Origin of the sequence: Patulibacter minatonensis DSM 18081 (assembly GCF_000519325.1) — a bacterium.
GTDB classification, from domain to species: Bacteria; Actinomycetota; Thermoleophilia; order Solirubrobacterales; family Solirubrobacteraceae; genus Patulibacter; species Patulibacter minatonensis.
Window position 1 is genome coordinate 837,896 of record NZ_KI912613.1, and the last position, 26,380, is coordinate 864,275.

Sequence of the window (26,380 nt, forward strand, 5' to 3'; positions counted from 1 at the left end):
CTCTAGGCTGACCCCGATGCGCGCACCGACCCGCCCCTTCGCCCTCGCCGTCGCGTGCATCGTCGCCGCCGGCCTCGCGGGCTGCGGCGGGTCCGGCGACGACGACGGGAAGCCGCCCGCGACCACCACCGCCGCGTCGTCGCAGAAGGCCGTCGGCCTGAAGTTCACCGCGCAGGTCCCGGACCGCTGGGGCAACATCTCGGACCAGGTCGACAACGGCGGGACGCGCTACGACATCGCGGCCGCGGACACCTCCGCGACGGGCTACAAGAGCACCCTGCTCGTGCTCCGGAGCCGCGCGCCGACGTACGGGCCCCGCTCGATCGCGGACCTCGAGGCGCAGGCGTACGACGCGGCGAAGGACGACCCCGCGGTCGAGGTCACGCGCGGGCCGGTGCTGCGGCTCGACGGGACGGAGGCGCGCCAGGTGCTGATCCGTCGGACCCAGCAGGGCAAGCGGCTCCTCGGACGGCAGGTCATCGCCCTCCACGAGGGCGAGCTCTACTCGATCCAGCTCGTCACGACGGTGGACGACCCTCGGAGCGAGGAGCTGCTGCGGGACTTCGCCGCCTCGTGGCGCTGGACGGGCTGAGCGGTCCCGGGGCGCCGTCGGAACGCACAACGGCCCCGGAGGACGCACGTGAACGATCGTTCATCCGCGTGGTAGCGTGCCGCCGTGGACTTCCGTGACGATCCCGCCGACGCCGCCTTCCGCGAGGAGGTCCGCGCCTGGCTCCAGACCGCGGTCGCCGACCAGCCGACGGACGCCCCGAACGCCTCGTTCGAGGAGCGGCTGCCGAACTTCCGGCGGTGGCAGCGCAAGCTCTACGACGCCGGCTACGCGGGGATGTCGTGGCCGGAGGAGGCCGGGGGCCGCGGGGCGAGCCTGCAGCAGCAGGCGATCTTCCGCGAGGAGGCCGACCGCGCCGGCGCCCCGGACCGCCTGAACACCGTCGGCGAGGACTTCGCCGGCCCGACGATCGTGGACTTCGGCACGCCCGAGCAGCGCTCGGAGATGCTCAAGGCGATCCTCACCGGCGACCAGATCTGGTGCCAGCTGTTCTCCGAGCCCGGCGCCGGATCGGACCTCGCGTCGCTGGAGACGAAGGCCGAGAAGCGCGGCGACGAGTGGGTGCTGAACGGCCAGAAGGTCTGGACCAGCCGCGCGCAGATCGCCGACTACGGGATCTGCCTGGCGCGCACCGGCGGCGGGCCGCGCCACAAGGGCATCACGTACTTCCTGATCCCGATGGACCAGCCGGGCGTCGTCGTCCGGCCGCTGGAGCACATGCTCGGCGAGCCGGAGTTCAACGAGGTCTTCCTCGACGACGCGGTGGTCCCGGACACGCTGCGGATGGGCGACGTCGACGCCGGCTGGAAGGTCGCGATGGCGACCCTGGGGTACGAGCGCCTGACGCTCGCCACCGGCCGCGTGAACGTCGCGCGCCTCGTGCGGCAGCTGGTGGAGGAGATCAAGGAGGGCGAGGACCTCGACGGGAACCCGCTCGTCGACGACGTCGCCGTCCGCCGGAAGGCCGCCGCGCTCTACGGCCGCACCGCGATCCAGCGGATCAACGCCAAGCGGATGATCACGAAGCTCGCCGACGGCACCGCCGGCGCCGAGGCGTCGATCGCCAAGCTCTTCACCGGGCCCCTCGTCGAGGACATGGCCGACTTCGCGGTCGACCTCCACGGCCTGGCGGGCCAGCTCGACCCGTTCGTGCACGAGGACGGCGAGACCGCCGCGTGGCAGCGCCTCTCCTACCAGGGCCGCGGCACCTCGATCGCGGGCGGCACGACGTTCATCCAGCGCAACATCGTCGCCGAGCGCGTGCTCGGACTTCCGCGGGGCTGAGGCGGGAGGCGCGCCGACGGCGGGCCGCACACCGTCGGCGGGCCGGGGTGCCGAGGCGAGCGGCCGTACCGACGGCGGCCGGGGTGTCTCCGGTTCTGCGTTCGCGTCGGGATGCGACGACAACGCAGAACCGGACGAAGAAGGGCCGGCGATCAGCCGGCCCTTCGTCGTTCTCGTCCACCTACGCGGTGCGGGTGGATGTCAGGTGCTCGTGGCCCCAGATTCGAAGCGTCCACGGACGCCTGGCGCCGCCTACGCGGTGCGGGTGGATGCCAGGTGCACGTAGACCGAGAAGGTGGGGGCGCGTCGTGCGAGAGCTGTGCGCCAGCACTGCCGAGCTCGTCGCGGCCCCAGATTCGAAGCGTCTACGTGCGCCTGGCGCCGCCCGCTCAGTTGCCGCGGTAGGGCGAGAAGTCCGGCTTGCGCTTCTCGTTGAAGGCGTGGATGCCCTCCTTGGCCTCGTCCGACTCCGTGAACATCTTCAGGGTCGTGAACGCGGCCTGGCCGATGGCGGCGAACTGCTCGGTGTCCTGGTTGAAGGACTGCTTCAGGACCTTCAGGGCGGTCGGCGAGAGCGACACGATCTCGTCCGCCCACTTGCGGACCTCGGCCTTCAGCTGGTCGGCCGGGACGACGGCGTTGACGAGGCCCCACTCCAGCGCCTGCTGCGCCGTGTACTGACGGCAGAGGAACCAGATCTCGCGGGCGCGCTTCTCGCCGACGACGCGGGCGAGGTAGCTGGAGCCGAAGCCGGCGTCGAAGGAGCCGACGCGCGGGCCGACCTGGCCGAACTTCGCGTGGTCCGCGGCGATCGTGAGGTCGCAGAGGACGTGCAGGACGTGGCCGCCGCCGATGGCGAAGCCGTTGACGGCCGCGATGACGGGCTTCGGGGTGTCGCGGATCGCGCGGTGGAGCGTGTCGATCTCGAACAGGCCGCTGTTGGAGGGGCCGTAGTCGCCGGTCTCCTCGCGCTGCTTCTGGTCGCCGCCGGTGCAGAACGACTTGTCACCCGCGCCGGTGAGGCACACGGCGCCGACGTCGCTGGAGGCCCACGCCTTCTTGAACGCGAGCGCCAGCTCGTCGACCGTCTGGGCGCGGAACGAGTTCAACCGCTTGGGGCGGTTCATCGTGATGGTCGCGAGACCGTTCTCCACCTCGTAGGTGATGTCCTCGAAGTCCGTCATGGCTCTCCTCTCGTCGGAAACTGCTCGGCTCCAGACCCTACACCGATCATGTGAACGATCGTTAGAACGGCGACCGCCCGCCGTGGAGAGCCACAATCGCGGAGCGGCCGGTGGGGACGCCTGCTGGATGGTCCGCCAACGGCCGGGGGAAAGACCCACCTCCGGGCGTGAACGATCGTTATGGTCCCGGGCATGCGCGTCACGCTCACCGACGAACAGGCGTTCCTCAGGGAGGCGTTCCAGGGAACCATCGAGCGCCACGCGCCGATCGCCGCGATCCGCCGCTGGGCGCTCGACCGCGAGGGCGACGACCTGACGGGCCTCGTCGGCGAGCAGGGCTGGCTCGGGATCGGTGTCCCGGAGGAGGCCGGGGGCGAGGGCGGCGGCGTGTTCGAGCGCGCGCTCCTGGCCGAGCAGCTCGGCCACGACAGCGTGCCGGACGCCCCGCTGTGGTCCGCGACGCTCGCGGCCCTCGTGCTCGCCGGCGCCGGGGACGACGCGGGCGCCGAGGCCGCCCTCGATCCGGAGAACGGCGTCGCGCTGCTGGCGGACCTGCGCCGGCCGCTGGACCGGCCCGGGGGGGTGGAGGTCGACGGGGACGTCGCGTCCGGCGAGCTCGGCCTCGTCGCCCTGCCCGGCGGGTCCGCGAAGACCTTCGTGGCGCTCGTCGCGGACGGCACCGACGGCGACCTCGCCGTGTGGCGCATCGAGGGCGACGACGCGACCGTCGAGCCCCGCACGCTCACCGACCACACCCGCCCGGTGTGGTCCGTCGCGCTGTCGGGGGCGGCCGCCACGGCGGTCGGCACCCTCTCCCGCGAGCGGGCGGAGCGCCTGACCGCAGAGGTCGCGGTCCTCGTCGCCGCCGACGCCCTCGGGGCGGCGCAGTGGTGCCTCGACACCACCGTCGAGTACGTCAAGGAGCGCAAGCAGTTCGGCGTCGCCGTCGGCTCGTTCCAGGCCGTCAAGCACTACGCCGCGCAGATGGCGGTGCCGATCGAGGCGACCCGTGCGGCCGTGAGCTACGCGGCCTGGGCGCTCGACGAGGGCGAGGACGACGCGCTGCTGCACGCCTGGGTCGCCAAGGCCTTCGCGGCCGACAACCTCAACGACGTCGCCGACAAGGCGCTGTTCCTGCACGGGGCCATCGGCTACACGTGGGAGCACGACCTCCAGCTGCCGTTCAAGCGCATCAAGGCCGACGCCCGGATCGCCGGATCGGCCGCCGGCTACCACGACCGCGTGGCCGCGATCGCCGGGCTCACCGCCCCGGCCGCGGGCTGAGCCGCCGGTACCCTGTGCCCGTGTCCCGACAGCGCAAGATCCTCGACGTCGCGGCGGAGCTGTTCCACGAGCGGGGCTTCCACGGCGTCGGGATCGACGAGATCGGCCGGCGTGCCGGCGTCAGCGGCCCGGCGGTCTACCGGCACTTCAAGGGCAAGGACGAGATCCTCGCGACCGTGTTCGACGAGGCGATGGACCTCGTCACGGTGCGCCCGGCGACGCGCTTCGCGACCCCGCGCGACGAGCTCGACTTCCTGATCCGCGCCCACGCGAGCTTCGTCGTCGACCACCGCGCGCTCGTCTCGGTGTTCGCGCACGAGCACCGCTTCCTCGTCGACCCCTGGCGCCGGCTGTTCACGCGCCGCATGCGCGACCACGCCGCGTACTGGGAGGAGACGATCGCCCGGTGCTACCCGGACGCGACGCCCGAGGCCGTGACCATCGGCTCGCAGGCCGCGATCGGCCTGCTGCACTCCGTGGTCTTCTGGCCCGCCCCGGCGCGGGCGGCGGACGACCTCGTCGAGTGGCTGTACCGCCTGGCGATCGACGGGCTCGACGCGCTGGACTCGCCGGCGCCGGTGGCCGTCGCGCCGAAGCGGCCCTCCGCCGCCTGAGCCCGGCGTCGTCCGTCCCCCGCCCGGCCGGGGGGAACGCCGCCGCGCGGCGGGCAGCGGGCATAGGGGGATCCGACGGTGGCGCCCGTCGGCACGAGGACGACGTCGCGGGCTCGTGACTATCGTTGCGAACGCTCCGCGCCGCGGGCCGGGGCGCACGGGGACGCGCCGCCCGCCGGCGTCGCTCCCCACGGCAACGACGTGGAGGACGAGATGAGCAACGAGACGGTGGCGATCCTGGGCGGAACCGGCAACCTGGGCTTCGGCCTGGCGGTCCGGCTGGCGAAGGCCGGGGTGCCGATCGTGATCGGCTCCCGCGACGCCGGTCGCGCGCAGGAGGCCGCCGAGCGCGCCCTGGCGCTCGTCCCCGGCGCCGACGTGACGGGCGACGAGAACGCCGCGGCGACCGCGGCCGCCGCGCGGATCGTCTTCATCGCCGTGCCGTTCGCGTCGTCCGCGAGCACGGTCAAGAGCGTCGCCGAGGCGCTCCGCGAGGACCAGATCGTCGTCGACGTGACGGTCCCGATCGGCCCGGCCATCGGCGGCAAGCCGACCCAGCTCCTCGGCGTCTGGCAGGGCTCCGCCGCCCAGCAGACCCAGTCGCTCGTCCCCAAGGGCGTGCGCGTCGTCTCCGCCCTGCACACGATCTCCGGTGCGTCGCTCGAGGACCTCGACGCCGCGCTGGACCAGGACACCCTGGTCTGCGGCGACCGCAAGGCCGACAAGGAGCCCGTGATCGAGCTCATCGAGAAGATCGGCTCCGGCCTGCGCCCGGTCGACGCCGGGCGCCTCGAGATGTCCCGCATCGTCGAGGGCTTGACGCCGCTCCTGATCGGCATCAACATCCGCTACAAGACGCACTCCGGCGTCACGATCACCGGGGTCTGAGCGACCCCGCGGGCGTCGACCGTCCGGTCGACCGGTGCCGGCGTCCCCGACCGCGGGACGCGACCGCCGTCAGTCGGCCGGTGCGGCCTGCCCCGTCCCCGTCACCCCGACCGCTGACCGCCTGCCGCGACCGGGGATCAGCGCGCACAGCGCGAGCGCCGCGGTCATCGCCACCAGGCCGACCGCGAACGCCCCCGCGTACCCGGCGCGCGTCGGGTCGCCGTCGCCGCCGCCGACGAGGAGCGCCGCGGCCACCTGGCCGCCGAGCGCCCCGCCGATCATCCGGGCCACGGTGTTGACGCCGGTGGCCTCCCCGGTCTCCGCCGGCGGGACGTGCTGCACGACCAGCGTCGGCAGGCAGGCGAAGGCCGCGCCGATCCCGAAGCCGACGAGGCCCGACGCGACGAGGACCCCGATCGCGTCGTCGCGGGCGACCACGAGCAGCAGGAACCCCGTGGCGGACGCGACGGCGCCCGCGGTCAGGAGCGGGCGCGCGCCGACCCGCCGCTCGATCCGCCCGGCCGCGACGCCGACCGCCATGTTCAGCGCGGTCCAGGGCAGCAGGTAGACCGTCGCGCCCAGCGGGCTGGTGCCGAACCCCAGCGGCCCGGGCTCCTGCGCGTACTGCGGGATCAGCGCGAAGGCGGTGTAGAGGCCGACACCGAACAGGAACGCCACGGCGTTCGCGGTCCAGAGCCCACGGCGACCCAGCGACCGGACGTCGATCAGCGGCTCGTCGCGCCGGAGCGCGTCGCGGGCCCACACGACGAGGACGAGCGCCCCCGCCGCCGCGCAGCCCAGCGTGCGGAGCGAGGTCCACCCCCAGCGGTTCGCGAACGTCACCGCCAGGAGGACGACGACGAGCCCGACCCCCAGGAGCACCCCGCCGACGAGGTCGACCCGGCCCGTCGCCTGCGGCGGGATCCGCGGGATCGTCCACACGGCCGCCGCCCAGACGACGAGGTAGCACGGCAGGAGCAGCCAGAAGAGCGCCTGGTAGGAGAGGTGCTCGGTGAGGATCCCGGCGAGGACCACTCCCAGCGCGCCGCCCAGCCCGAGCAGGGCCGAGAGCGTGCCGAGCGCGCCGGCGACCTTCTTCGGCGGCAGCTGGTGGCGGACGATCGCGAAGCCCAGCGGGAAGACCGCGCCCCCGACGCCGTGCAGCGTGCGCCCGGCGATCAGCCCCGGCAGCGACGTCGAGACGGCGCACAGGACCGTGCCGGCCGACAGGCACGCGAGGACGATCAGGAGCATCCGGCGGAGGCCGAGCAGGTCGCCCAGGCGGCCGAGCGTCGGGGTCGCCACCACCGACGCCAGGAGGAACGCGGTGATGAGCCACGCCGTGGCGTCCGGTGACGCGCCGATCTCCCGCTGGATCTGGGGCAGCGCCGGGATCACCAGCGACTGCATCATCGAGTAGGCGGTCGTCGCGGCCGCGAGGACCGCGAAGACGACGCGGGGCGACGCCGTGCGGCCGGCCGGGGTGTCGTGCGTGGCGGATGGACGGGGCATGCGACGGGCGCCTCGGGCGCCGCGCGGGCGCGTGCGGTGGGCGCACGACCGGTCGGCGCGCCCGGGCCGGCGTGCTCCCGGGAGGCGTGCGGCGAGCGTCGCACCCCGCGGTCCTCCGGCGGAGGCATCCGCGCGCGCCCGCTGTCGACCCGCACCACGGGCGGATCTCCAGCCGTCCGCGTCGCGGCGTTGTCGGCCCCACCAAGCGGCGGTGATCGCCCCGTCGTCGCCGGGTGTCCCCGGATCTAGCGTCGCAGCACGGCGACCCGGACCACGGGCGCGGAACCGGACCCAGGAGGAGGACGAGATGGTGGAGATCGACGGCGACGACGCCCTGCGGGCCCTCGCCGGACGCGACCTCGGCGTCAGCGCCTGGCACCGCGTCACGCAGGAGCGCATCGCCCTGTTCGCCGAGGCGACCGACGACGACGAGCCGATCCACCTCGACGGCGACCACGCCCGCGCGATGGGGCTCCCCGGCACGATCGGCCACGGGCTCTTCACGCTCTCGCTCGGACCGAAGATGCTCTACGAGCTCTGGACCGTCCGGAACGTCGGGCTCGGCCTGAACTACGGCTTCGAGCGGGTCCGCTTCCTGCAGCCCGTGCCCGAGGGCGGCAGGGTGCGGATGCGGGCGCGCGTCACCGCCGTCACCGACACCGACGCCGGGATGCGCGTCGCCATCGAGCAGACCTTCGAGCTCGAGGGCTCCGATCGCCCCGCGTGCGTCGCCGACGCCGTCGTCCTCTTCCGTGGCGCAGCGGCACCGCCGCTCACGACCACCTGATCCCGACCGGAACCGCATGATCCTCGACACCGACCAGCAGGCGTTCGTCGACGCCGTCGCCGACTACTGCCGCCAGCGCGCCGGGACGCGCGAGCAGCGCGACGCCCTCACCCTCTGCGACACCCAGGCCAACAACCGGGAGATCCTCGACGAGCTCGGCGGGCTCGGCTGGCTCGGCGTGTCCCTGCCCGAGGCCTACGGCGGCGGCGGGATGGGGATGGTCGAGGAGTGCCTGTTCCTCGAGCACACGATCCACGGCCAGATCCCCGTCACCGGGTACTCCACGTCGCTGACCGCCGGGCAGAGCTACCTGCGCTGGGCGACCGAGGAGCAGAAGCACGAGACCCTCGGCGGCATCTGCCGCGGCCGGCTCGAGGCGATCTCGCTGTCGGAGCCCGGCGCCGGGTCCGACCTCGCCGGCGCCCGCTGCCGCGCGAGCCGCGACGGCGACGACTGGGTGATCGACGGCCAGAAGACCTGGTGCTCGATCGCGCACGTCTCCGACCACGTGCTCGTGCTCACCCGCACCGGCGGTGAGCGCCACCACGGGCTGACGCTGCTGCAGGTCCCGACCGATCACCCGGGACTCGAGGTCCGGGCGATCGAGACGATGGAGGCCCGCACCGTCAACGACCTGTTCTTCACCGACTGCCGGGTCCCCGGGGCCGCGCTCGTCGGCCGCGAGGGCGAGGCCTGGTCGCAGCTCATGCCGGGGCTCGCGGTCGAGCGGCTGATCATCGCCGCGATGTCCGTCGGCGCCGCCCAGCGCGCCCTCGACGACCTGATCTCGTACGTGTCCGAGCGGCAGCAGTTCAACCGCACCATCGGCAGCTTCCAGGCCGTCCGCCACCGCATCGCGGACCTCGCCACCGAGGTCGAGTGCGCCCGCGCGCTGACCTACGACGTCGCCCAGCACGTTGACCAGCACGACCACCTGAAGCTCCCCCGCGCCGTCAACCGGCAGGCGTCGATGGCGAAGCTCAAGGCCACCGAGGTCTCCAAGCACGCGGCGCTCGAGGGCATGCAGCTGATGGGCGGCTACGGCTACGCCAAGGAGTACGACATGGAGCGCCACGTCCGGATCGCGCTCGCGCCCCCGATCTACGGGGGCGCCAACGAGGTCCAGCGGGAGATCATCGGGAAGAGCCTCGGGCTCTGACAGAGGGCCGGGCCCGCCCCGGGCGTCTCGGGTCCGGATCGCGCCGGACCGCGGCGAGGCCCGGGGCACCCGGGGTCAGCCGACCTCGGCGACCGCCTCGGCGAGGAGGGCGATCGCGCGGTCGATCGCCGGCGGGGTGGTCGCCGCGTAGCCCGCCAGGACGCCCGGCCGGCCGGCGCGGCCGTCGTGGCGGTGGAGGGCGAGGCCTTCCAGCCCGACACCGCGACGAGCCGCCGCGGCGAGGACCGCCGGCTCGTCCGTCCCGTCGGGCAGGAGCAGCAGCTCGTGGAGGCCCGCCGGGTCGTCGCCCGTCCGCACGCCCGGAAGGTGGTGCTCCACCGCGCGCAGGAGCCGGACGCGCCGCTCCGCGTACCGCAGGCGCATGCGGCGCAGGTGCCGGTCCAGGTCGCCCGTGGACAGCAGGTCGGCGAACGCCAGCTGGCCCAGGACCTCCGACCCCTGGTCCTCGATCGCCTTCGCGGTCACGAGCGGCCAGATCAGCCACGACGGGACGAGCATCCAGCCCAGTCGCAGCCCCGGCGCCAGGCGCTTGCCCGCCGAGCCGACGTGGAGGACCCGGTCGGGCGCCAGGCCCTGCAACGCGCCGACGGCGGTGCGGTCGTACCGGAGCTCCGAGTCGTAGTCGTCCTCGACGATCAGCCCGTCGTGCGTCTCCGCCCACTCGACCAGCCGGCGACGGCGCTCCGGGGCGAGGACCGCGCCGGTCGGGAACTGGTGGGCCGGGGTCAGCACCACGACCGTGGCACCCGAGTCCTCGAGCGCCGCGACGTCCACGCCGTCCTCGTCGACCGGGAGCCCCACGACCTGCAGGCCCGCCTGCTCGGCGACGAGCCGGTGCGGGTGCCAGCCCGGGTCCTCCGTCGCGATCCGGTCCACCCCGTACTCCCGGAGCCACCGGCAGACGAGCGACAGCCCCTGCGTGAACCCGGTGCAGACGAGCATCAGCTCCGGGTCCGCGGACGTCCCCCGGGCGCGGTCGAGGTACGCGGCCAGGGCGTCGCGCAGCTGCGGCACGCCCCGCGGGTCGACCTCGCCCAGCGTCGCCGCCGGCGCGCCGGCCCACCCGCGAGCCAGCGCTCGCTGCCAGCGCTGCCGGGGGAAGCCGACGAGGTCCGGCAGCCCCGGCCGCAGGTCGTAGGCGAACGCCCGCGCGAGCGACCGGGCCGCCGGCCGCGCGGTGGTGCCGCGGATCGCGTCGGAGACCCGCGCCGGGGCGCCCTGCCGGAGCAGCAGGTACCCCTCGGCCGCGAGCTGCGCGTAGGCCGCCGAGATCACGCCGCGCGAGAGCCCCAGCTCGGCGCCGAGCCCCCGCGTCGAAGGGAGCGCCTGGCCGGGCGCGAGCCGGCCGTCGCGCACCGCCGCGCGGATCCCCTGCTCGAGCTGCTCGTGCAGCGGCCGCGGGTCCTCCGGGTCGACCTCGACCGGCAGCCCCCCGACTGGACCCCTCTGGTCGCCCATCACTGGCACTGTACGCCGATCCAGCTACGCCGTACGGTCGGTCGCACACGACGGACGGAGGGGTTCCCATGGCGGACATCACGGTGATCGGTGGCGGCATCGCCGGGCTCAGCGCGGCGATCACGGCGGCCGAGCGGGGCGCGGGCGTGGCGCTGCTCGAGGCGCACGAGGAGACCGGCGGCCGCGCGCGCAGCACCGACGGCCCGTACCGGGCGAACCTCGGCCCGCACGTGCTCTACAAGGACGGGCCGCTCTGGGCGTGGCTCGACGAGCGCGGCCTGCTGCCCGCGTGCGCCCGCCCGCCGTTCTCCGGGATGCGCGTGCGCTGGGAGGGCGAGCTGCGCCGCACCCCGCCCCTGGCCGCCGTCCCGACGGTCCTGCGGCTGCGGGGCCGCGATGCCCCGGTCGACCGGTCCTTCCGCGAGTGGGTCGCCGACCACTCCGACGAGAAGACCGCGGCGATGCTGAGCGCGGCGGCCGGCGTCTACACGTTCCACCACGACCCGGGGTCGCTGTCGGCGGCGTTCGTGTGGCCGCGGACGGTCCGGACGCTCCTGAGCCCGCCGCCGACGGTGCGGTACCCGATCGGCGGCTGGTCGGCGCTCGTCGCGACGATGGAGTCCCGGGCCCGGGAGCTCGGCGTCCACGTGCGGACCGGGGCCCGGGTGACCGAGCTGCCCGACGGTCCGGTCGTCGTCGCGACGGAGCTCCACGAGGCCGCCCGGCTGCTCGGCGACCCGTCGGTGACGTGGACGAGCGGCCGGACGCTCTGCCTCGACCTCGGCCTCAGGACCCGCCGCGGCGACCCGTTCATCGTCTTCGACCTCGACGAGGCCGGGTGGGTCGAGCGCTTCACCGCCCCGGACCCGACGCTCGCGCCCGACGGCGAGGAGCTCTTCCAGGCGCAGATGCCGATGCGGCCCGACGAGGACGCCGACGCGGCCGCCGCGCGCCTGGAGCGCCTGCTCGACGCGTCGGTCGAGGGCTGGCGCGACCGCGTGACGTGGCGTCGTCGCCAGGTGATGGACGGGCGCTCCGGCGCGCTGGACCTGCCGGGGACGACGTGGCGCGACCGCCCGGCGGTCGACCGCGGCGACGGCGTCTTCCTGGCCGGCGACATGGTCGCCGCGCCCGGGCTCCTCAGCGAGGTCGCGTGGGCGAGCGGCGTGGAGGCCGCGACGCTCGCGACCGCGGCGGTGCCGGCGGGCGTCGGCTGAGGCCGGCGCGCGCCGTGGTCGTCCGCGGCGGCACGGATCGTCGGACCACCGGTCGCCGCGGCGGTCCGCGGGGGCGCGCATCGTCGGTCGCAGCGGCGACGCCCGGCCGTCAGGCGCCCCCCGCGCGCGCATCGGCGAACGCGGCCCGCGCGGCCGGGACGTCGACCTTGCCGCCCGCCGCGCGCGGGACCTCGGCGACGATCCGGAGCTCCCGCGGGCGCGCCGCCGGCTGGGCGAGCTCCGCGCGGAGGTGCTCGCGGAGGTCCGCGACGAGGTCGCCCGCGTCGCCGTCGACCGGTCGGAGGATCGCGACCAGGCGCTCGCCCCACTCGTCGTCCGGCACGCCGAACGCCGTCGCGTCTGCGACCCGCGGGTGGGCCAGCAGGGCGTCCTCGGCGTGCTGCGGGTGGACGTTCACGCCACCGGTGACCACGACCTGCGACTCGCGCCCGTCGAGGTAGAGGAAGCCGTCCTCGTCGAGGTGGCCGAGGTCGCCGACGGTGCTCCAGCCGCGGGGGTCGCGGGCCGCCGCGGTCGCCGCGTCGTCGCCCTCGTAGGTGACGTCCCGGCCGCCCCCGAACCAGACCCGGCCGATCGCGCCCGCGGCCAGCTCCGTCCCGTCCGGCCCGGTGACGTGGACGCTGCCCTTGACCGGACGGCCCACGGTGCCGGGGCGCGCGGCGGCGTCCGCGGGCCCGACGTAGGTCTGCCCGAGTCCCTCGCTGGCGCCGTAGTACTCGTGCACGATCGGCCCGAGGCGGTCCAGCGCCTCCGCCTTCAGCCCGGCCGCGCAGGCGCCGCCGCCCAGCACGATCCCGCGCAGGCCGCCGGACGCGCGGAGCCGGTCGACCGCCGACGGGTCGCGCAGGATCCGGTGGAGCATCGTCGGGACGAGCTGCAGGTGCGAGACCGCCTCGTCCTCCACCGCGCGGACGACGCCGTCGACGTCGAAGCGGCGCATGGACAGCGCCGTCCCGCCGAGGCGCTGCACCGACGTCGTGAACCCGAACGGGGCCGAGTGGTAGGCGGGCCCCGGCGAGAGGACGACCGCGTCGCGGTCGATGCCGACGGCCGTCATCAGCGGTCCGAGCCGGAGCGGGGCGTCGCCGTCGGGCAGCTGCTCGCGGATCGCCTTCGGCGGTCCCGTGGTGCCCGACGTGTAGACGATGCGGGCCCCGGCGCGCTCCGGTGCGGGCGTCGCGGGCGCACCGGCGATCAGGTCCTCCAGCGGGAGGCCCGGTCCGCCGCCGACCGCGATCCGGAGCGGCACGCGGGGCCCGTCGCCGTCGCTCCGCGGCAGGCCGCCCGCCAGCGCCGCGTCCGCGAGCTCCGCGCAGCCGGCCGAGACGACGACCGCCGCGGGGTCCGCGATCGTCAGCACGCGCCGCAGGCCCTCGGGCGGCAGGTGGTGGCTCAGCGGCGCGACGAGCAGACCGCTGCGCAGGCCCGCCCAGACGACGTCCGCCCACTCGAGGACGTTCTCCAGGAGCACGGCGACGACGTCGCCGGGCCCGACCCCCAGGCCGGCGAGCGACGCGGCGAGCCGGCGCGAGCGCTCGTCGAGGTCGCCGAACGTGCGGCGCGGGGACGCCCCGGCGATCCCGAACGCGTCGTGGGCGGGCCGCAGGGCGGCGATGCGGGGCAGGTCGACGGCCACGGACCGACGCTACCGCCGCCCGGGACGTCAGTCGTCGAACGTGAGGACCGTCGCCCCGGCGAGCCGGAGCGCCGACAGCGCGGCCCGGGCCATCAGCTGGTCGTCGACGTCGCCGGCGACGTCGAGGCCGGTCATCGTCCGGATCCGCCCGAAGCGGTGACGCACCGTGTTCTCGTGGACGTCGAGCTCGGTCGCCGTCCCGCGGATGCTGCTGGCGCAGGCGAAGAACGTCGTGAGCGTCCGCAGGAGATCCCGGACCGACGGATCGGGGTCCAGGAGCGGGCCGAGGAGCTCCTCGCCCATCCGGCCCGCGTCGGAGGCGTCCGTGAGCAGCAGGCGCGCCGGGCCGAGCTCGTCGACGGTGAGTCCCGACGGCCCGTCGACGCCGCTCGGGCGGAGCTGCCCCGCGGACCGCAGCAGCGCCCGGACCTGGTCGAGCGCCCGCGGCAGCCCGTCGAGGTCGCGGCAGACCGACGAGACGCCGACGACCGTGTCGGCGCCCGCACCGAGGCTCCCGGCGACCCGGACGACCTCGTCGCGCGTGGCCGCCGCGGCGGCGCGGGACGCGACGTCGAGCGGGGCGTCGAGGACGAGCGCGACGCCGTCCGCGAGCTGGACGGCCGCGGCGCCGGACGGGCGGAGCGCGTCCTCGAGCGCCGCGGCGCCGCCGGCCGGCGTCGGCTCGACGGTGACGACGAGCCGCGGACCGTCGTGGACGCCGAGCCGGGCGGCCAGATCGGGGACGTCGCCCCCGTGCAGGCGCTCGCCGAGCAGCTGCGCGAACAGGAGCGCACGCGCGTCGTCGCGGGCCAGGTCGACCGTCCGCCGGCGACGACCGGCGGCGGTCAGCGCGGCCGCGGCCCGGACCGCGAGCAGCAGGTCGAACGAGCCGACGCGCGTCCCCTGCTCGACCAGCGCGACGAACCCGCGGGAGCCCCCGTCGACCGACAGCGGCGCGGCCATGCAGCGGTGCGTGAGCCCGATCGCGAGGTCCGGCTCGACGAGGCGGCCCTGGCCGTCCTCGACGTCCGCGATCCGCCGCAGCACGCCCCGCGAGCCCGTGGTGCCGAGGGTCGCGCCGTCCGTCGTCCCGGGGGCGCTGCGGGCGACCAGGTCGCCGGACCCGTCGACGACCTCGACCGGCCGGCCGGCGAGCTCCGCGACGACGGTGAGGATCTCGTCGACGGTGCCGTCCGCGACCTCCGCCAGGCGCCGCTCGACGAGGGTCGCGCGGCGCACGACGGTGCGCTCGCGCGCGAGCTCGTCGCGGGTGACGCCGAGCTGGGCGACCCGGAGCGAGCGGTCGATCCAGCGGGCGACGAGCGTGCAGAACGCCGCGGCGGCCGCCTGCTGCTCGGGCGTGAACTCGTGTCGGCGGCCCTCGTCGTCGACGTAGGCGAGGCCGAGCACCCGCCCGGCGTGGACCATCGGGACGCCGAGCACCGACCGGACGTGGTGGTCGCGCATCGCGCTGCGCGTGGCCCGGGGATCGCGGTCGACGTCGGCGACCGCGACCGGCGCCCCGGTGCGCAGGACGTCGGCGGTCAGGGCGTCGGACGGCCCGGCCATCGTCAGGCGCTTGACCGCGGGGTCCAGCGACCGCGGGTGTCCGAGGCGCCCCCGGAAGCGGCCGGTCCGGGCGTCGAGCAGGTAGAGGCTGCAGCGTCCGACGCCGGTCAGCCGGCAGAGCGCGACGGCGGCGGGCCGCAGCACGGCGTCGAGTCCCTCGCGATCGCCGGCCGCGGCGAGGACCTCGCCGAACGCGCGGGCGGCGCGGCGGGCGGGGTCGTCCGGCCAGGACCCGCCGAGGGTCGGCGGGACCGCGCCGGCCGGGTCCCCGTCGACCGCGGCCGGTGCGCCGAGCGGTGCCGACCGGAGCCGGCCCGCGCCGGAGCCGGCCGCCCCGTCGCCGGCGAGCGGGCGGACGGTCGTGTCGATGGTGGCCATCAGGCGTCGTCTCGCGATCCTGCGATCGTACGCCCGGCGGCGACGAATTCGGCGACCATCGTCGGATCCGCGTAGTACGGGTCGCCGTCGCCGGAGGCGTGGCGGCGCCGGCCGTACTCGAAGAGGACCGCCAGGCGCCACAGGGCGAACGCCGCGTACCACGGGAGCTCCGCGACGTCGCGGCCCGTGCGCTCCGCGTAGCGCGCCGTCAGCTCGTCGGGCGACGGGTAGCCGTCCTCGGTCGTGACCATGCAGAGCCGGGTCAGCGGATGCTCGGGCGCGCCGGGGGACGCCCAGGTCGCGACGAGGTAGCCGAGGTCGGCGAGCGGGTCGCCGATCGTCGCGAGCTCCCAGTCGAGGATCGCCGCGATCGGCTGCGCGTCCTGCGGCCGCACCATGACGTTGCCGATCCGGTAGTCGCCGTGCACGATCGTCGCAGGGCCGCTCGCCGGCATGGTGTCCCGCAGCCACGCCCCGAGCTCCTCGAGCCCCTCGGGCTGCTCGCCGCCCTCGTTGAGCCTCCCGAGCCGGCGGAGCTGCCGCTCCAGGTAGCCGTCGGCCTTGCCGTAGCCCTCGAGGCCCTGCGCGCGCCAGTCGACGTCGTGCAGCGCCGCGAGCGCGTCGACGAGCCCCTCGGCCACGTGCCGGCGGGAGGTCGGGTCCGCGTGCGGGGCGGGGGTGTCGTCGGTCAGGACGATCCCGTCGACGTGGCCCATCACGTACATCGGGACGTCCGCGACCTCGGGGACGTCGTCGACGCCGAGGACCCGCGCGACCGGGACGCCGGTGCCCTCCAGCGCCCGGAGGACCTGGGCCTCGCGCAGCACGTCGTGCGCGCCGGGCGGCAGCGGCGGCGGGGGCGGACGACGGACCACGACGCTGCGGGTCCCGTCGCCGACGAGCAGCGTGATGTTCGAGTGGCCGTCGCCGATCGGCCGCAGGTCGGTGATCCCGTCGAGCAGGTCGCGGTCGACCAGCCAGCGCTCCAGCGCGGCGCGGTCGACGGCGGGGGCGGTCTGCTCGGTGGTCATCGGGCTGCTCCGGTGGCGGTGTGGGCGGGGGCGTACAGGGCGTCGATCCGGTCGGCGTAGAGCGTCGTCACGCTGCGACGCTTGAGCTTGCCCGTCGCGGTCAGCTCCTCGCCGCCGGGCGTCCACTCGGCGGGGACGACCACGAACCGCTTGATCTGCTCGACCCGCGAGAGTCGGCCGTTGCCGGCCGCGACGATCCGCTCCAGCTCTGCGCGGACGACCGGGTCGTCGGCGAGCTCGGCGGGCGTCCGGCCCGGCAGGCCGTTCCGGTCGGCGAAGGTCCGCAGCACGTCGGAATCGAGGACGAGCAGCGCGACGTTGTACGGCCGGGCGTCGCCGACGCACACCACCTGCGCCACGAGCGGCGCGGCGAGCTTGATCGCGGACTCGATGTTCGTCGGCGACATGTTCTTGCCGGCCGAGTTGATGATGATGTCCTTCTTGCGGTCCACGATCTTCAGGTAGCCGTCCGCGTCGAGGACGCCGACGTCGCCCGTGTGCAGCCAGCCTTCGGGATCGAGCGCCTCGGCCGTCCGCTCCGGGTCCTTCAGGTAGCCCGGCGTGATGTTCGGACCGCGCAGCAGGACCTCGCCGTCGTCCGCCAGCCGCAGCTCGACCCCCGGGAAGGCGCGACCGGCGGTGCCCAGGCGCATGGCCTCCGGCGGGTTGGCGGTCGCCGAGATGTTCTCCGAGCCCCCGTAGAGCTCGTTGACGCGGATCCCCAGCGCGTGGAAGCGCAGCAGCAGCGGGGCGGGACAGGGCGCGCCGGACATGATCAGCCACTCCGCCCGATCCAGCCCGGTCTCCTCCCGCGCGGCGTCGAACGCGGCCCGTGCGGCCTCGGGGACGCCGGCCTGCGGGTCCTCGAGCGGCCCGTCCTCCGCGATCCGCGGCATGCGCTCGTCGAGCAGCGCGTCGAGCGCCGCCACGCCGTCGGGGCCGGCCGCCCGCGCGGCGGAGGCCTCGGCGGCGACGAGGAGCTTCTCGTAGATCCGCGGGACGCCGAAGAACCGCGTCGGCCGGACCTCGCGCAGGGCCTCCGGCAGCCGGGAGAGGTCGGGGAGCAGCGTCTGCGTCGCCCCGTAGGCCATGCCCATGTAGTACCCGAGGAGCCGCTCGGCGATGTGGGCCATCGGCAGGTACGGCACGACCCGGCCGTCCGGCGAGAGCCCGAGCCGCTCGCGGAACGCGCGCATCATGAACATCACGCCGGAGTGGCGGTACTGCACGCCCTTCGGCGGGCCGGTGGTGCCCGAGGTGTAGACGAGCGTCACGAGGTCGTCCTCGGCCACCGACGTCGCGCGTTCGCGGGCGTCGAAGTCGCCGGCCGCACGTCCGCGCCGCAGCAGCTCGTCGAGGCCGACCTCGCCCGGGACCGCCCCCGCGGGGTCGACCGCGACGCCCTCGGCGGGGACGATCACGAGCGTGCCGATGACCTGCGGGCGCAGCGACACGAGCTCCCGGGCGACCGACGCGTAGCGCGCGCCGGCGATCACGACCGGGGCCTCGGAGTTGTCGATGTTCTCCAGCAGCTGCTCGACCGGCGCGGTGTTGTAGAGCGAGAAGGGGACGGCCCCGAGCACCACGGACCCCATGTCGCAGACGGGGAAGTCCGCGTCGTTGTCGAGGAGCAGCGCGACCGGCTGCCCGGGACGGACGCCGACCGCGTGCAGGCCCGCGGCGACCTCGGAGGCCCCGGCCGCCCACTCCCGGAACGTCAGCGCCCGATCCGCGCCGTGCTCCCGCACCGCGGGACGGTCGCCGTAGGCGTCCGCCGCCGCGAAGAACGCCGCCGCCACCGTCGGCCGGCCGAGCACCTCGGTGATCGCGTCATGTCCGCTCATCCTGCGTCCCTTCTCCCGCGGGGCGTCGATCGCGTGAACGATGGTTCGCACGGCCCCCGCGTCCTGTGCTTCTCACGAGCGGTCGACTGGATCGACCACGTGTGAACGATGTCTCATTCTGGCGCGCAGATCGGGTGCCAGGGACCTCCGGGGGAGGATCGGGGTCCTCCGTTGTGGGGATCGCCAGCGGTGGCCGGACGGGCCCCTTCCTCCCCCTCCCTCCTGCCGGGTAGGACTGGGTGCATGCCGCCGGCCCACTCACCGACCGCGCCGTGCGCCCCGCGCTCAGCCGTCGGTCGGCGCCGTGCCGCGCTGCAGCGCCGCGGCATCCGGCTGCTGCGGGCCGCCGACGAGCTCCTCGACCCGGCCGACCGCGTCGGGGAGGACGACGACGCGGCGCTCGAGCTCGTCGCCGCCCGCGCGGACGTCGCGTCGTCCTCGGTCGTCGAGCGGCTCTCCGACGGGGTCGACGCCGATCCGGGCGCTCTGGGCATGCTCCTCGTCGACCTGCAGTCGTTCCGCTCCGACGTGCAGGACCAGGAGCGCGGCGAGCGCCGCGACCGCTTCGACGCGCTGGAGCAGGGCCTGGCCCCGCTGCGGTTCGTCCACGACCCGCAGGAGCTCCTGTCCCGCGTCTGCGAGGCGCTGGTCGTCAGCGGGGGGTTCGGCCGGGCGATGCTCTCCCGCGTCGAGGACTCGTCGTGGCGCCCGTGGAAGAGCTTCGCGTCGTCGGACCGCGAGTTCGAGCAGCGGTTCCGCGAGTGGCTCGCCGGCACCCCGGAGATCCCCCTCGGGCACCTGCTGCTCGAGAACGAGATGGTCCGCCGGCGCTCCGCCGCGATCGTGCACTCCGCCGACGACGACCGGGTGTACCGGCCGTTCGCCGAGGCGTCGGGGCTCGACTCCTACGTCGCGGCGCCGCTGATGCCGACGGGCCGGGTCATCGGGTTCCTGCACGCGGACCACGAGGACGCGCCGGTGACCGACCTGGACCGCGAGGTCCTGTGGGCGTTCACCGAGGCGTTCGGGCACGTCTTCGAGCGCGCGGTGCTGCTGACGCGGCTGCGGGAGCAGCGCGAGCAGGTCGGCCGCGCGATGGAGACGGTGTCGACCGTCCTCGAGGACCTCGCCAACGCCGAGATCGAGCTCGCCAGCCGGCCGCCCGAGGCCCCGGCCGTGCTGCAGGGCGCCGGGCTGCAGGCCCCGTCGAACCTGCCGGGGTCGCGGATCGAGGCGCTCCTGACCTCCCGCGAGCTCGAGGTCCTCGGGCTGATGGCGACCGGCGCGACGAACGCCCGGATCGCCCAGCACCTCGTGATCTCCGACGCGACCGTGAAGTCGCACGTCAAGCGGATCCTCCGCAAGCTGCGGGCGGGCAACCGCGCCGAGGCGATCGCTCGCTACCTGCGCCTGACGATGGGCGGGGACGAGGCCAGCTGAGCCGCGCCGCCCGGCACCGCCGGGCGCTACTCGGTCGCGGCGAGGTGCTGCACGTAGGAGGTCGGCCAGAGGCACTCCCACTGGCCGTGGCCCGGGACGCCGTCGATCGTGACGGTGCAGGCGGCCTCGGTCACCGTCGTGTCGGTGCCGAACGGCATGTTCACGACGGCGTAGCGGTCCATGACCATCGCGGTGGTGCCGCCCCGCTCGTCGTCGAACTCGACCTCGAGGTGCCGCTGGGTCATGTCGTCGTCGTAGCTCGCCGACTGCCGCACCCCGGTGAACGCGACCGGTTCGCCGTCGCGCAGCACGTACCCGTTGACGCCGAGCTCGCCGCGGGCGATCCAGAGCATCGCGTTGAGCCCGACGCCGTCGGGGGTCTGCGCGCACAGCCACTTCCAGTGGTGCGGGAAGCGCCAGTTCCTGCGCCCCCACGAGTGGTCGCGGTGCACCAGCGTGTCGAAGTCGATCGTGCGGCCGTCGACCTGCAGCGTCCCGGTCGCCCTGCCGGTCTGCTCGAACCGGTCGATCGCCATCCACTGCGGACAGCCGACCGGGTTGCGGGTGTAGCTGAACGGCGCGTGCAGGCCGGTGTAGGAGTACTCCAACGAGACGCCGTCACCGGCGTACCGGATCTCCGCGCGCGTGAGCGGCTCGGGCAGGTCGATCTCCAGGCCGCCGACGCGCCAGGCGTCGAAGTCCTGATCGTCGGGGACCTTGATCCCGTGCTCCATCTCCAGCGCCACCGGCTCCGGCCCGGGGCCGAAGACGGCGAGCTGCCGGCCGGCCCAGCCGTTGTGGTCGACCATCGTGTAGACCTGCAGCCCGAGCTCCTCCTCCGGCAGGATCAGGTTCCAGAAGAGGCTGTCGCGGCCCTTCACGCCCTCCGGGACGCGGTGGCGGAGGTCGTCCTGGGCGGTGAGCGTGCTGACGGTCATGTGGTCCTCTCGGGCGGGGCGGGCGACGATCGTCCGGACCGGTCAGCCGACCCAGTTCGGGGTGCGGCGCTCCTTGAAGGCCGACAGGGCCTCGGGCATGTCGGGGTGCCGGGTCGCGAGCGCCTGCCCGCGGTTCTCGAGCTCGAGCGCGGTGCGGAGCGACACGCCGTCGAGGTTGGCCTGCAGCGCGGTCTTCGTGAGCTGCACGCCGAACGGCGAGTTCGACGCGATCTGGGCCGCCATCTCGAAGGCGGCGTCGAGCAGGCCGTCGGCCGGGACCACGCGGTTGACCAGCCCGATGCGCGCGGCCTCCTCAGCGTCGACGAGCCGGCCGGTGAACATGATCTCCGCCGCCAGCCCGGGGCCGACGAGGCGCGGGAGGTGCCACGAGCAGCCGAGGTCGCCGGCGGTCAGGCCGATCCGCACGAACGCGGCGTTGAACCTCGCCTCCGGGGCCGCGAGGCGGATGTCGGCGGCCAGCGACAGGCTGAACCCGCCGCCCGTCGCCGCGCCGTTGACGGCGGCGATCAGCGGCTGCGGGATCGAGCGCAGCGACTCCAGCGCGCGGGCGCTCGTCTCCTGCAGGCTGAGCATCCCCCGCGCGCCGAGGGTGGCGAGCTCGTCCGCGTCCGCCAGGTCGTAGCCGGCGCAGAACGCCCGGCCGGCGCCGGTGAGGACCACCGCGCGGGTCTCGTCGTCCTGCCGGAGCCCGTCGGCGAGCCGCTGGAACTCGGCGAACATCGTGCGCGTCTGCGCGTTGAGGCGATCGGGGCGGTCGAGGGTGACCTGGAGGACGCCCGGCGTCGGGCGCTCGAGGCGCAGGGTGGTGTAGGTCGACACGGTCGGCTCCTGCCCCGAGGGGCGTCGTGGTCGCGGGTCGGGCCCGCCCGGTTCGTGCGGGTCCTGCCCGCCCCGCCGACCGCCACGGAGCTCCGCGGCGACCGGTCGAGGCCACCGTACCGTCCGTCCGGTCGCCGGCAGCGACGGTCGTCGGGCCCCGTTGGAGGGACCGTCAGCGGCCGGTCACGAGGAGGTGGAGACGCGGGCGCCGAGCACGGGCGCCATGCCCTCCACGATCAGCCGCTGCGCGTGCTCCTGCTCCTCGGGCTGCAGGCCCCACGCGGGACCGGTCAGGTCGAGGTGGTCGTAGGAGACGGCGTGGGCCGCCACGCGCCCGGCGAGCTCTCCGGGCCGGCAGGCGACGCCGATCGCGTCGACGGCGTCGTCGGGGACGGCGGCGATCTGGGCGTCGACGTCGCGGGCCTTCGCGGCCGCGCGGATCCGCAGCTGCGCATCCTCCCAGCCGTGGATCTCGAACAGGCGGTCGTAGACGCGGGAGGCCGCGTACTGGGCGATCGAGAACGCGATCCGCCGGCGCGCGACGTCCTCGTCGTCGTGCACGGCGCACATGAGGATCCCGATCGTCTCGACGTCACCCGGGTCGCGGTCCCGCTTCTTCGCCCCGACCGCGACCGCCGGCCGGACGACCTCGTCGACGTAGGCGGCCGTGAACATCGGGTGGCCGACGACCCCGTCGGCGACGCGACCCGCGGTCTCGATCATCCGCGGGTTCACGCCCGCCGTGTAGATCGGCAGGTGCTCGCGCAGCGGCGGCAGCGTCGCCGCCGGCGGGGCGACGTCGACGTGGTAGAAGCGACCGTCGTGCCGGACCGGCCCCTCGTGCAGGCGCCACAGCTTCCGCAGGACGACGACGAGCTCCTCCATCCGGACCGCGGGCGACGAGCCGTCGACGCCGTGCCACTCGGACATCATCCGGCTGGTGCCGTTGCCCAGGCCGAGGGCCAGCCGGCCGCCGGAGAGCTCGTCGAGGTCCCGGGCCTCCGCCGCCCACATCAGCGGCGTGCGGCCGACGCCGTAGGCGATCGACGAGCCGATCCGGGCGTGGGTCGTGACCCCCGCGAGGTGCGCCATCAGGATCGTCGCGGAGCGGTCGTAGAGCTCCGACGTCCAGAGCGCGTCGAAGCCCGCGCCGTCCGCGGCGCGGGCGAGGTCGGCCGCCGCGGCGAACCGCTCCGGCCCGCTGCCGCGGCTGACGATCGAGAGGCCGTAGGTGCAGTCCGCGGCGCTCATCGGGCGCCGCCCGTCGTGGCGCCCGCGGCGGGTCCTGCACCGCCGCCGGACGCGGCGCCCGCCCGTCCGGCGACGCCGCGCGCGGCGAGGTCGGCGACGCGGTCGGCCGGGAGCCCCCAGTCCCCGAGCGCCTCCTCGGTGTGCTCCCCCGGGAGCGGCGGGCGGAGTCCGAGCCGCGCGGGGGTCCGGTCGAAGCGGGGACTGGGCGTGGGCTGGACCAGCCCGTGGTGCTCGGCGAACGTCCCGCGCGCCCGCAGGTGCGGGTCGTCGGCGACCTCGTCGACGCCGAGCACGGCCGAGATGCAGCACTCGACGCCGTCGGCGGCCTCGACCCACGCGTCGCGGGTGCGCGTGCGGATGGTCGCGGCGAAGCGCTCGCGCAGCACCGGCCACCCGGACCGGTCGTCCTGGGCGGGCAGGTCCTCGCCGTCGAGGCCGAGCACGCGCAGCGCCGCCGCGTAGAACGCGGGCTCGAGCGGGCCGAGGGCGAGCCACCGCCCGTCGGCGGTCTCGTACGTGTCGTAGAACGGGGCGCCGCCGTCGACGAGGTTCGTCCCGCGCTCGGTGCTCCACGCGCCCGTCTGCGCGAATCCGTAGAAGGCGGTGGCGAGCGTCGCCGAGCCGTCGACCATCGACGCGTCGATCGTCTGCCCGAGGCCCGAGGCGTGGCGCTCCACCAGCGCCGCGAGGATCCCCATCGCGAGGACCATGCCGCCCCCGCCGAAGTCGCCGGCCAGGCTGAGCGGCATCGTCGGCGGCTGCCCCTCGCGGCCGATCATCCCGAGGACGCCCGACTGCGCGATGTAGTTGATGTCGTGGCCGACGGCCTGCGCCAACGGCCCGTCCTGGCCGTACCCGGTCATGCGCCCGTAGACGAGTCGCGGGTTGCGGGCGCGGCAGGCGTCCGGACCGATCCCGAGCCGCTCCGCGACCCCGGGACGGAAGCCCTCGACGAGGACGTCGGCCCGCTCCACCAGATCGAGCACCACGGCCGCGCCGTCCGGGTGCTTGAGGTCGAGCGCGATCGACCGCCGGCCGCGGTTCAGGAGCTCGGTGCGGTGGTCGGCGTTCGGTCCGACGAGCCCCCCGCCGGACGACCGGTCGACGCGCACGACGTCCGCGCCGAGGTCCGCGAGCAGCATCGCGCAGAACGGCCCGGGCCCGATCGACCCGATCTCGACGACCCGGATCCCGGTCAGCGGTCCTGTGCGCTCGTGCTCGGTCATGGCCCGATGCAACCACCCGCGCCCGAGCCCGTCACCGGGGTCCGTCGCGGGTGGCTGTCGAGCGCTCCAGCGGCCGGTCTCAGTGCGCGCCGACCGCGGGGGCGTCCGCCGACGAGTTGACCTCGACGTACTGCTGCCCCCAGCCCATCTCGACGTAGCAGACGCCCTCGCGACCCTCGATCTCGCACTCGCCGGCGATGTCGAGGAGCTGGACCGTCGGGCTGACGGGGTAGCGGGCCTCCGCCTTCGAGCTCGTGACCCGGGCGGTGGTCGTCCGGCCGGAGTCGTCCTTCACCGTCACCACGAGTCGCCGGTGGAAGAAGTCCTCCGGGTCGAGGTCGTAGTCGAACGTCGACTCCACGATCTGCGCGGTGTCGCCGTCGCGGTGCACGTAGCCCCGGACGTCGGTGTGCCCCAGCCCCTGGACGTCCATCACGTGGATCGACGTGTCGTCGGCGAGGAAGTTGAACCACTTGTAGTGCGAGCACTTCTCCCACGTGCGCACGCCCCACGAGTGGTCGCGGTGCGCGAAGCCCTCGAACGCGATCCGCTCGCCGTCGATGACGGCGGTGCCCTTCGCGCGGCCGCCCTGCTCGAGCCGGTCGTCGGCGTACCAGTCCGGGAACGGCTCCGGGTGCTGCGCGTACGAGTACGGCGGGTGGAGGACGTCGAACGTGAAGTCCATCGAGAGCCGCTCGCCCTCGTACCGGACGTGCGACGCGCCGGAGGGCTGCGACGGGTCGTCGGGCGTGCTCATCGAGAAGTGGAGCGGCCCGACCTGCCAGTCGTCGAAGACCTGGTCGTCGGGGACCGCGATGTCGTCGACGCGCTCGAACAGGATGCCGCCGGCGCGCGGCCCGAAGGCGAGGGCCAGCGTGCCGGCGGTCCCCTGGTTCGTCACCCAGCTGTAGGCGACGAGCGCGAGCTCGTGCTCGGGGAGCGGCACCACCCAGACGACGCCCTCGCGGTCGTCGGTGCGGGAGGGGTCCAGGACGTGGCGGCGGTCGGCGGAGGGATCGAGCGGGGTGATCGGCATCTCGGGGGTCCTGACGGATCGGGTCGGGCGGTGCGTGGCGTCGGAGGTCAGCGGGCGGCGAGCAGCGCGAAGCTGTCGAGGTCCCGGGTCTGCTGGGCGCAGCGGGCGATCCAGGTGCGCCAGAGGCGGTCGCCGCGCTCGCTGCGCCGCACCGCACCGAGACCGAAGATCCCGGTCTGCAGCGGGTGGATCGCGTGGAGCCGGTAGTCGTTCCAGCACTGCTCGGCGTCGACGTCCGTGACGCCACCGGCGACGAGCGCCTCGTGGTAGTGCCGGACGAGGTCGCGCTCGTGCGCCTGCCGGGTCTCGGTGGTCAGGCTGGTGCCGAGGAAGTACGCGAGGTCGATCGTCCCCTGGCCGTACCCGACGCCCTGCCAGTCCAGGACCGCGACCGGGACCTCGCCGCCGTTCGCGTCGAACAGCAGGTTGTCGCCGCGGAGGTCGCTGTGCCAGAGGCAGCGGGGCTCGGCGAGGACGGCCTTCCAGGCGTCCGCGTGATCGACGAGCCGCGAGGCCTCCTGGACGTCGGCCTCCGGGATGAGGTCGCCGTAGGTCTCCGGGTACGACGCGACGAGCGCCCCGAAGCCGTCGGTCACGTGGGCGAAGGACGCGACCGTGCCGCCGAGCCAGTCCGTCGCCGCGAGCCGGTCGTCGCGCCACGAGCCGGCGTGGAGCGCCGCGGCCTGCTCGACGACGACGGCCGCCTCGTCGGCGGAGCAGCCCTCGATCTGGTCGACGATCCGGGCGGGCGCCATGTCCTCCATGAGGAGCACGAAGTCGATCTCGTTCGCCGCCAGCGCCGCGTGGACGGGCGTGGGGACGACCACCGGCAGCGTGGACGCGAGCTCCTGGTAGAAGCGGATCTCCGTGCGGTAGTAGCCGGACTCCTGCCCGAACTTCCTGCTCGTCTCCTCGACCGAGGCGAACTTGCCCACGAGCGTCTCCGGGCCCGCGCCGGCGGCGTCGTAGGAGAGGTGGAACCGGTAGGAGTCGGCGAGCTGGCCGGTGCCGCACGGCTCGTGCGTGACCGCGGTGACGGACCCTTCGCGGAGGGTGCCGGCCGCGCGGAGCGTCGCCGTCAGCCACCCGGGATCGATCGCGTCGAGGGGCACCACGGGTTCGGTCGTCGTCGTCATGCGCCGACGCTATCCCGGACGACCACGGCCGCCGCGGTGCGCGTCTGGGGACTTC

The 26,380-nt window shown here is 75.0% G+C and carries 22 protein-coding genes; 9 read left to right on the forward strand and 13 right to left on the reverse strand.

The genetic code is table 11. The annotated features are described in order from the left end of the window. The first annotated feature begins 16 nt into the window (after positions 1-16). A complete protein-coding gene (locus PATMI_RS0103900) occupies positions 17-592 on the forward strand; it encodes a hypothetical protein (protein WP_026909925.1) in 576 nt (191 codons plus the stop codon). Between the two features lie 84 nt (positions 593-676). Continuing rightward, positions 677-1,855, forward strand: a complete 1,179-nt coding sequence (locus PATMI_RS0103905; RefSeq protein ID WP_026909926.1) for an acyl-CoA dehydrogenase family protein — start codon at positions 677-679, stop codon at positions 1,853-1,855. Between the two features lie 389 nt (positions 1,856-2,244). Here PATMI_RS0103905 and PATMI_RS0103910 read toward each other — a convergent pair whose 3' ends face one another. Next, complete coding sequence (locus PATMI_RS0103910) at positions 2,245-3,039, reverse strand: enoyl-CoA hydratase-related protein (RefSeq protein ID WP_026909927.1); 795 nt, start codon at positions 3,037-3,039, stop codon at positions 2,245-2,247. 192 nt (positions 3,040-3,231) lie between these two features. Here PATMI_RS0103910 and PATMI_RS0103915 point away from each other — a divergent pair, with 192 nt between their 5' ends. The 3 genes from PATMI_RS0103915 (at position 3,232) to npdG (ending at position 5,825) form a co-directional block, all read left to right on the forward strand. Beyond that, the gene (locus tag PATMI_RS0103915) at positions 3,232-4,323 is read left to right on the forward strand and encodes an acyl-CoA dehydrogenase family protein (RefSeq protein ID WP_026909928.1); all 1,092 of its coding nucleotides are present in this window, start codon (positions 3,232-3,234) and stop codon (positions 4,321-4,323) included. A 20-nt stretch (positions 4,324-4,343) separates the two neighbouring features. After that, the gene (locus PATMI_RS27215; protein WP_051471024.1) at positions 4,344-4,937 is read left to right on the forward strand and encodes a TetR/AcrR family transcriptional regulator; all 594 of its coding nucleotides are present in this window, start codon (positions 4,344-4,346) and stop codon (positions 4,935-4,937) included. 213 nt (positions 4,938-5,150) lie between these two features. Next, positions 5,151-5,825 (forward strand): NADPH-dependent F420 reductase, encoded by a 675-nt coding sequence (npdG, locus tag PATMI_RS0103925; protein WP_036726860.1) that lies wholly within the window; start codon positions 5,151-5,153, stop codon positions 5,823-5,825. A 69-nt stretch (positions 5,826-5,894) separates the two neighbouring features. Here the strand turns inward: npdG and PATMI_RS27220 are convergent, their stop codons facing one another. Then, a complete protein-coding gene (locus PATMI_RS27220) occupies positions 5,895-7,337 on the reverse strand; it encodes an MFS transporter (protein WP_051471025.1) in 1,443 nt (480 codons plus the stop codon). A 307-nt stretch (positions 7,338-7,644) separates the two neighbouring features. Between PATMI_RS27220 and PATMI_RS0103935 the strand changes: the two genes are divergently transcribed. Further along, positions 7,645-8,124, forward strand: coding sequence for a MaoC family dehydratase (locus tag PATMI_RS0103935; RefSeq protein WP_026909930.1), 480 nt, complete (start codon positions 7,645-7,647; stop codon positions 8,122-8,124). A gap of 16 nt (positions 8,125-8,140) precedes the next feature. Further along, a complete protein-coding gene (locus PATMI_RS0103940) occupies positions 8,141-9,283 on the forward strand; it encodes an acyl-CoA dehydrogenase family protein (protein ID WP_026909931.1) in 1,143 nt (380 codons plus the stop codon). A 75-nt stretch (positions 9,284-9,358) separates the two neighbouring features. On the opposite strand, the gene pdxR is transcribed toward PATMI_RS0103940, so the two are convergent. Beyond that, positions 9,359-10,762 carry a MocR-like pyridoxine biosynthesis transcription factor PdxR gene (pdxR, locus tag PATMI_RS0103945; protein WP_026909932.1) on the reverse strand — a complete coding sequence of 468 codons (1,404 nt, stop codon included), beginning with the start codon at positions 10,760-10,762 and terminating at the stop codon, positions 9,359-9,361. 8 nt (positions 10,763-10,770) lie between these two features. Between pdxR and PATMI_RS0103950 the strand changes: the two genes are divergently transcribed. Further along, positions 10,771-11,979 carry a phytoene desaturase family protein gene (locus PATMI_RS0103950; protein WP_281171341.1) on the forward strand — a complete coding sequence of 403 codons (1,209 nt, stop codon included), beginning with the start codon at positions 10,771-10,773 and terminating at the stop codon, positions 11,977-11,979. A gap of 109 nt (positions 11,980-12,088) precedes the next feature. Here the strand turns inward: PATMI_RS0103950 and PATMI_RS0103955 are convergent, their stop codons facing one another. From PATMI_RS0103955 to PATMI_RS27225, 4 genes are read right to left on the reverse strand one after another with little or no spacing between them, the layout of a single operon-like run. Continuing rightward, entirely contained in the window at positions 12,089-13,636 is a 1,548-nt protein-coding gene (locus PATMI_RS0103955) for an AMP-binding protein (RefSeq protein ID WP_026909934.1), read from the reverse strand. A 27-nt stretch (positions 13,637-13,663) separates the two neighbouring features. Next, the gene (locus PATMI_RS0103960) at positions 13,664-15,583 is read right to left on the reverse strand and encodes a helix-turn-helix domain-containing protein (RefSeq protein WP_026909935.1); all 1,920 of its coding nucleotides are present in this window, start codon (positions 15,581-15,583) and stop codon (positions 13,664-13,666) included. Next, positions 15,583-16,614, reverse strand: coding sequence for a phosphotransferase family protein (locus PATMI_RS0103965; RefSeq protein ID WP_026909936.1), 1,032 nt, complete (start codon positions 16,612-16,614; stop codon positions 15,583-15,585). The genes PATMI_RS0103960 and PATMI_RS0103965 overlap by 1 nt, the downstream gene beginning before the upstream one ends. Beyond that, positions 16,611-18,458: an AMP-dependent synthetase/ligase gene (locus PATMI_RS27225; protein ID WP_036725195.1), complete on the reverse strand. Its 1,848-nt coding sequence runs from the start codon at positions 18,456-18,458 to the stop codon at positions 16,611-16,613. Before PATMI_RS27225 ends, PATMI_RS0103965 begins: the two co-directional genes overlap by 4 nt. A 243-nt stretch (positions 18,459-18,701) precedes the next feature. Between PATMI_RS27225 and PATMI_RS27230 the strand changes: the two genes are divergently transcribed. After that, entirely contained in the window at positions 18,702-19,898 is a 1,197-nt protein-coding gene (locus tag PATMI_RS27230) for a LuxR C-terminal-related transcriptional regulator (protein ID WP_051471026.1), read from the forward strand. 26 nt (positions 19,899-19,924) lie between these two features. On the opposite strand, the gene PATMI_RS0103980 is transcribed toward PATMI_RS27230, so the two are convergent. From PATMI_RS0103980 to PATMI_RS27240, 6 genes are all read right to left on the reverse strand, one after another. Beyond that, a complete protein-coding gene (locus tag PATMI_RS0103980) occupies positions 19,925-20,836 on the reverse strand; it encodes a DUF7064 domain-containing protein (protein ID WP_026909937.1) in 912 nt (303 codons plus the stop codon). Between the two features lie 42 nt (positions 20,837-20,878). After that, on the reverse strand, positions 20,879-21,676 hold the full coding sequence (locus PATMI_RS0103985; RefSeq protein ID WP_036725198.1) for an enoyl-CoA hydratase/isomerase family protein: 798 nt from the start codon (positions 21,674-21,676) through the stop codon (positions 20,879-20,881). Positions 21,677-21,859: 183 nt separating this feature from the next. Beyond that, the gene (locus tag PATMI_RS0103990) at positions 21,860-22,927 is read right to left on the reverse strand and encodes an LLM class flavin-dependent oxidoreductase (RefSeq protein ID WP_026909939.1); all 1,068 of its coding nucleotides are present in this window, start codon (positions 22,925-22,927) and stop codon (positions 21,860-21,862) included. After that, positions 22,924-24,153 carry a CaiB/BaiF CoA transferase family protein gene (locus PATMI_RS27235; RefSeq protein WP_157260607.1) on the reverse strand — a complete coding sequence of 410 codons (1,230 nt, stop codon included), beginning with the start codon at positions 24,151-24,153 and terminating at the stop codon, positions 22,924-22,926. The genes PATMI_RS0103990 and PATMI_RS27235 overlap by 4 nt, the downstream gene beginning before the upstream one ends. Before the next feature lie 79 nt (positions 24,154-24,232). Further along, entirely contained in the window at positions 24,233-25,189 is a 957-nt protein-coding gene (locus tag PATMI_RS0104000; protein WP_026909940.1) for a DUF7064 domain-containing protein, read from the reverse strand. Positions 25,190-25,236: 47 nt separating this feature from the next. Next, entirely contained in the window at positions 25,237-26,325 is a 1,089-nt protein-coding gene (locus tag PATMI_RS27240) for a phosphotransferase (protein ID WP_051471027.1), read from the reverse strand. Positions 26,326-26,380: the final 55 nt, after the last annotated feature.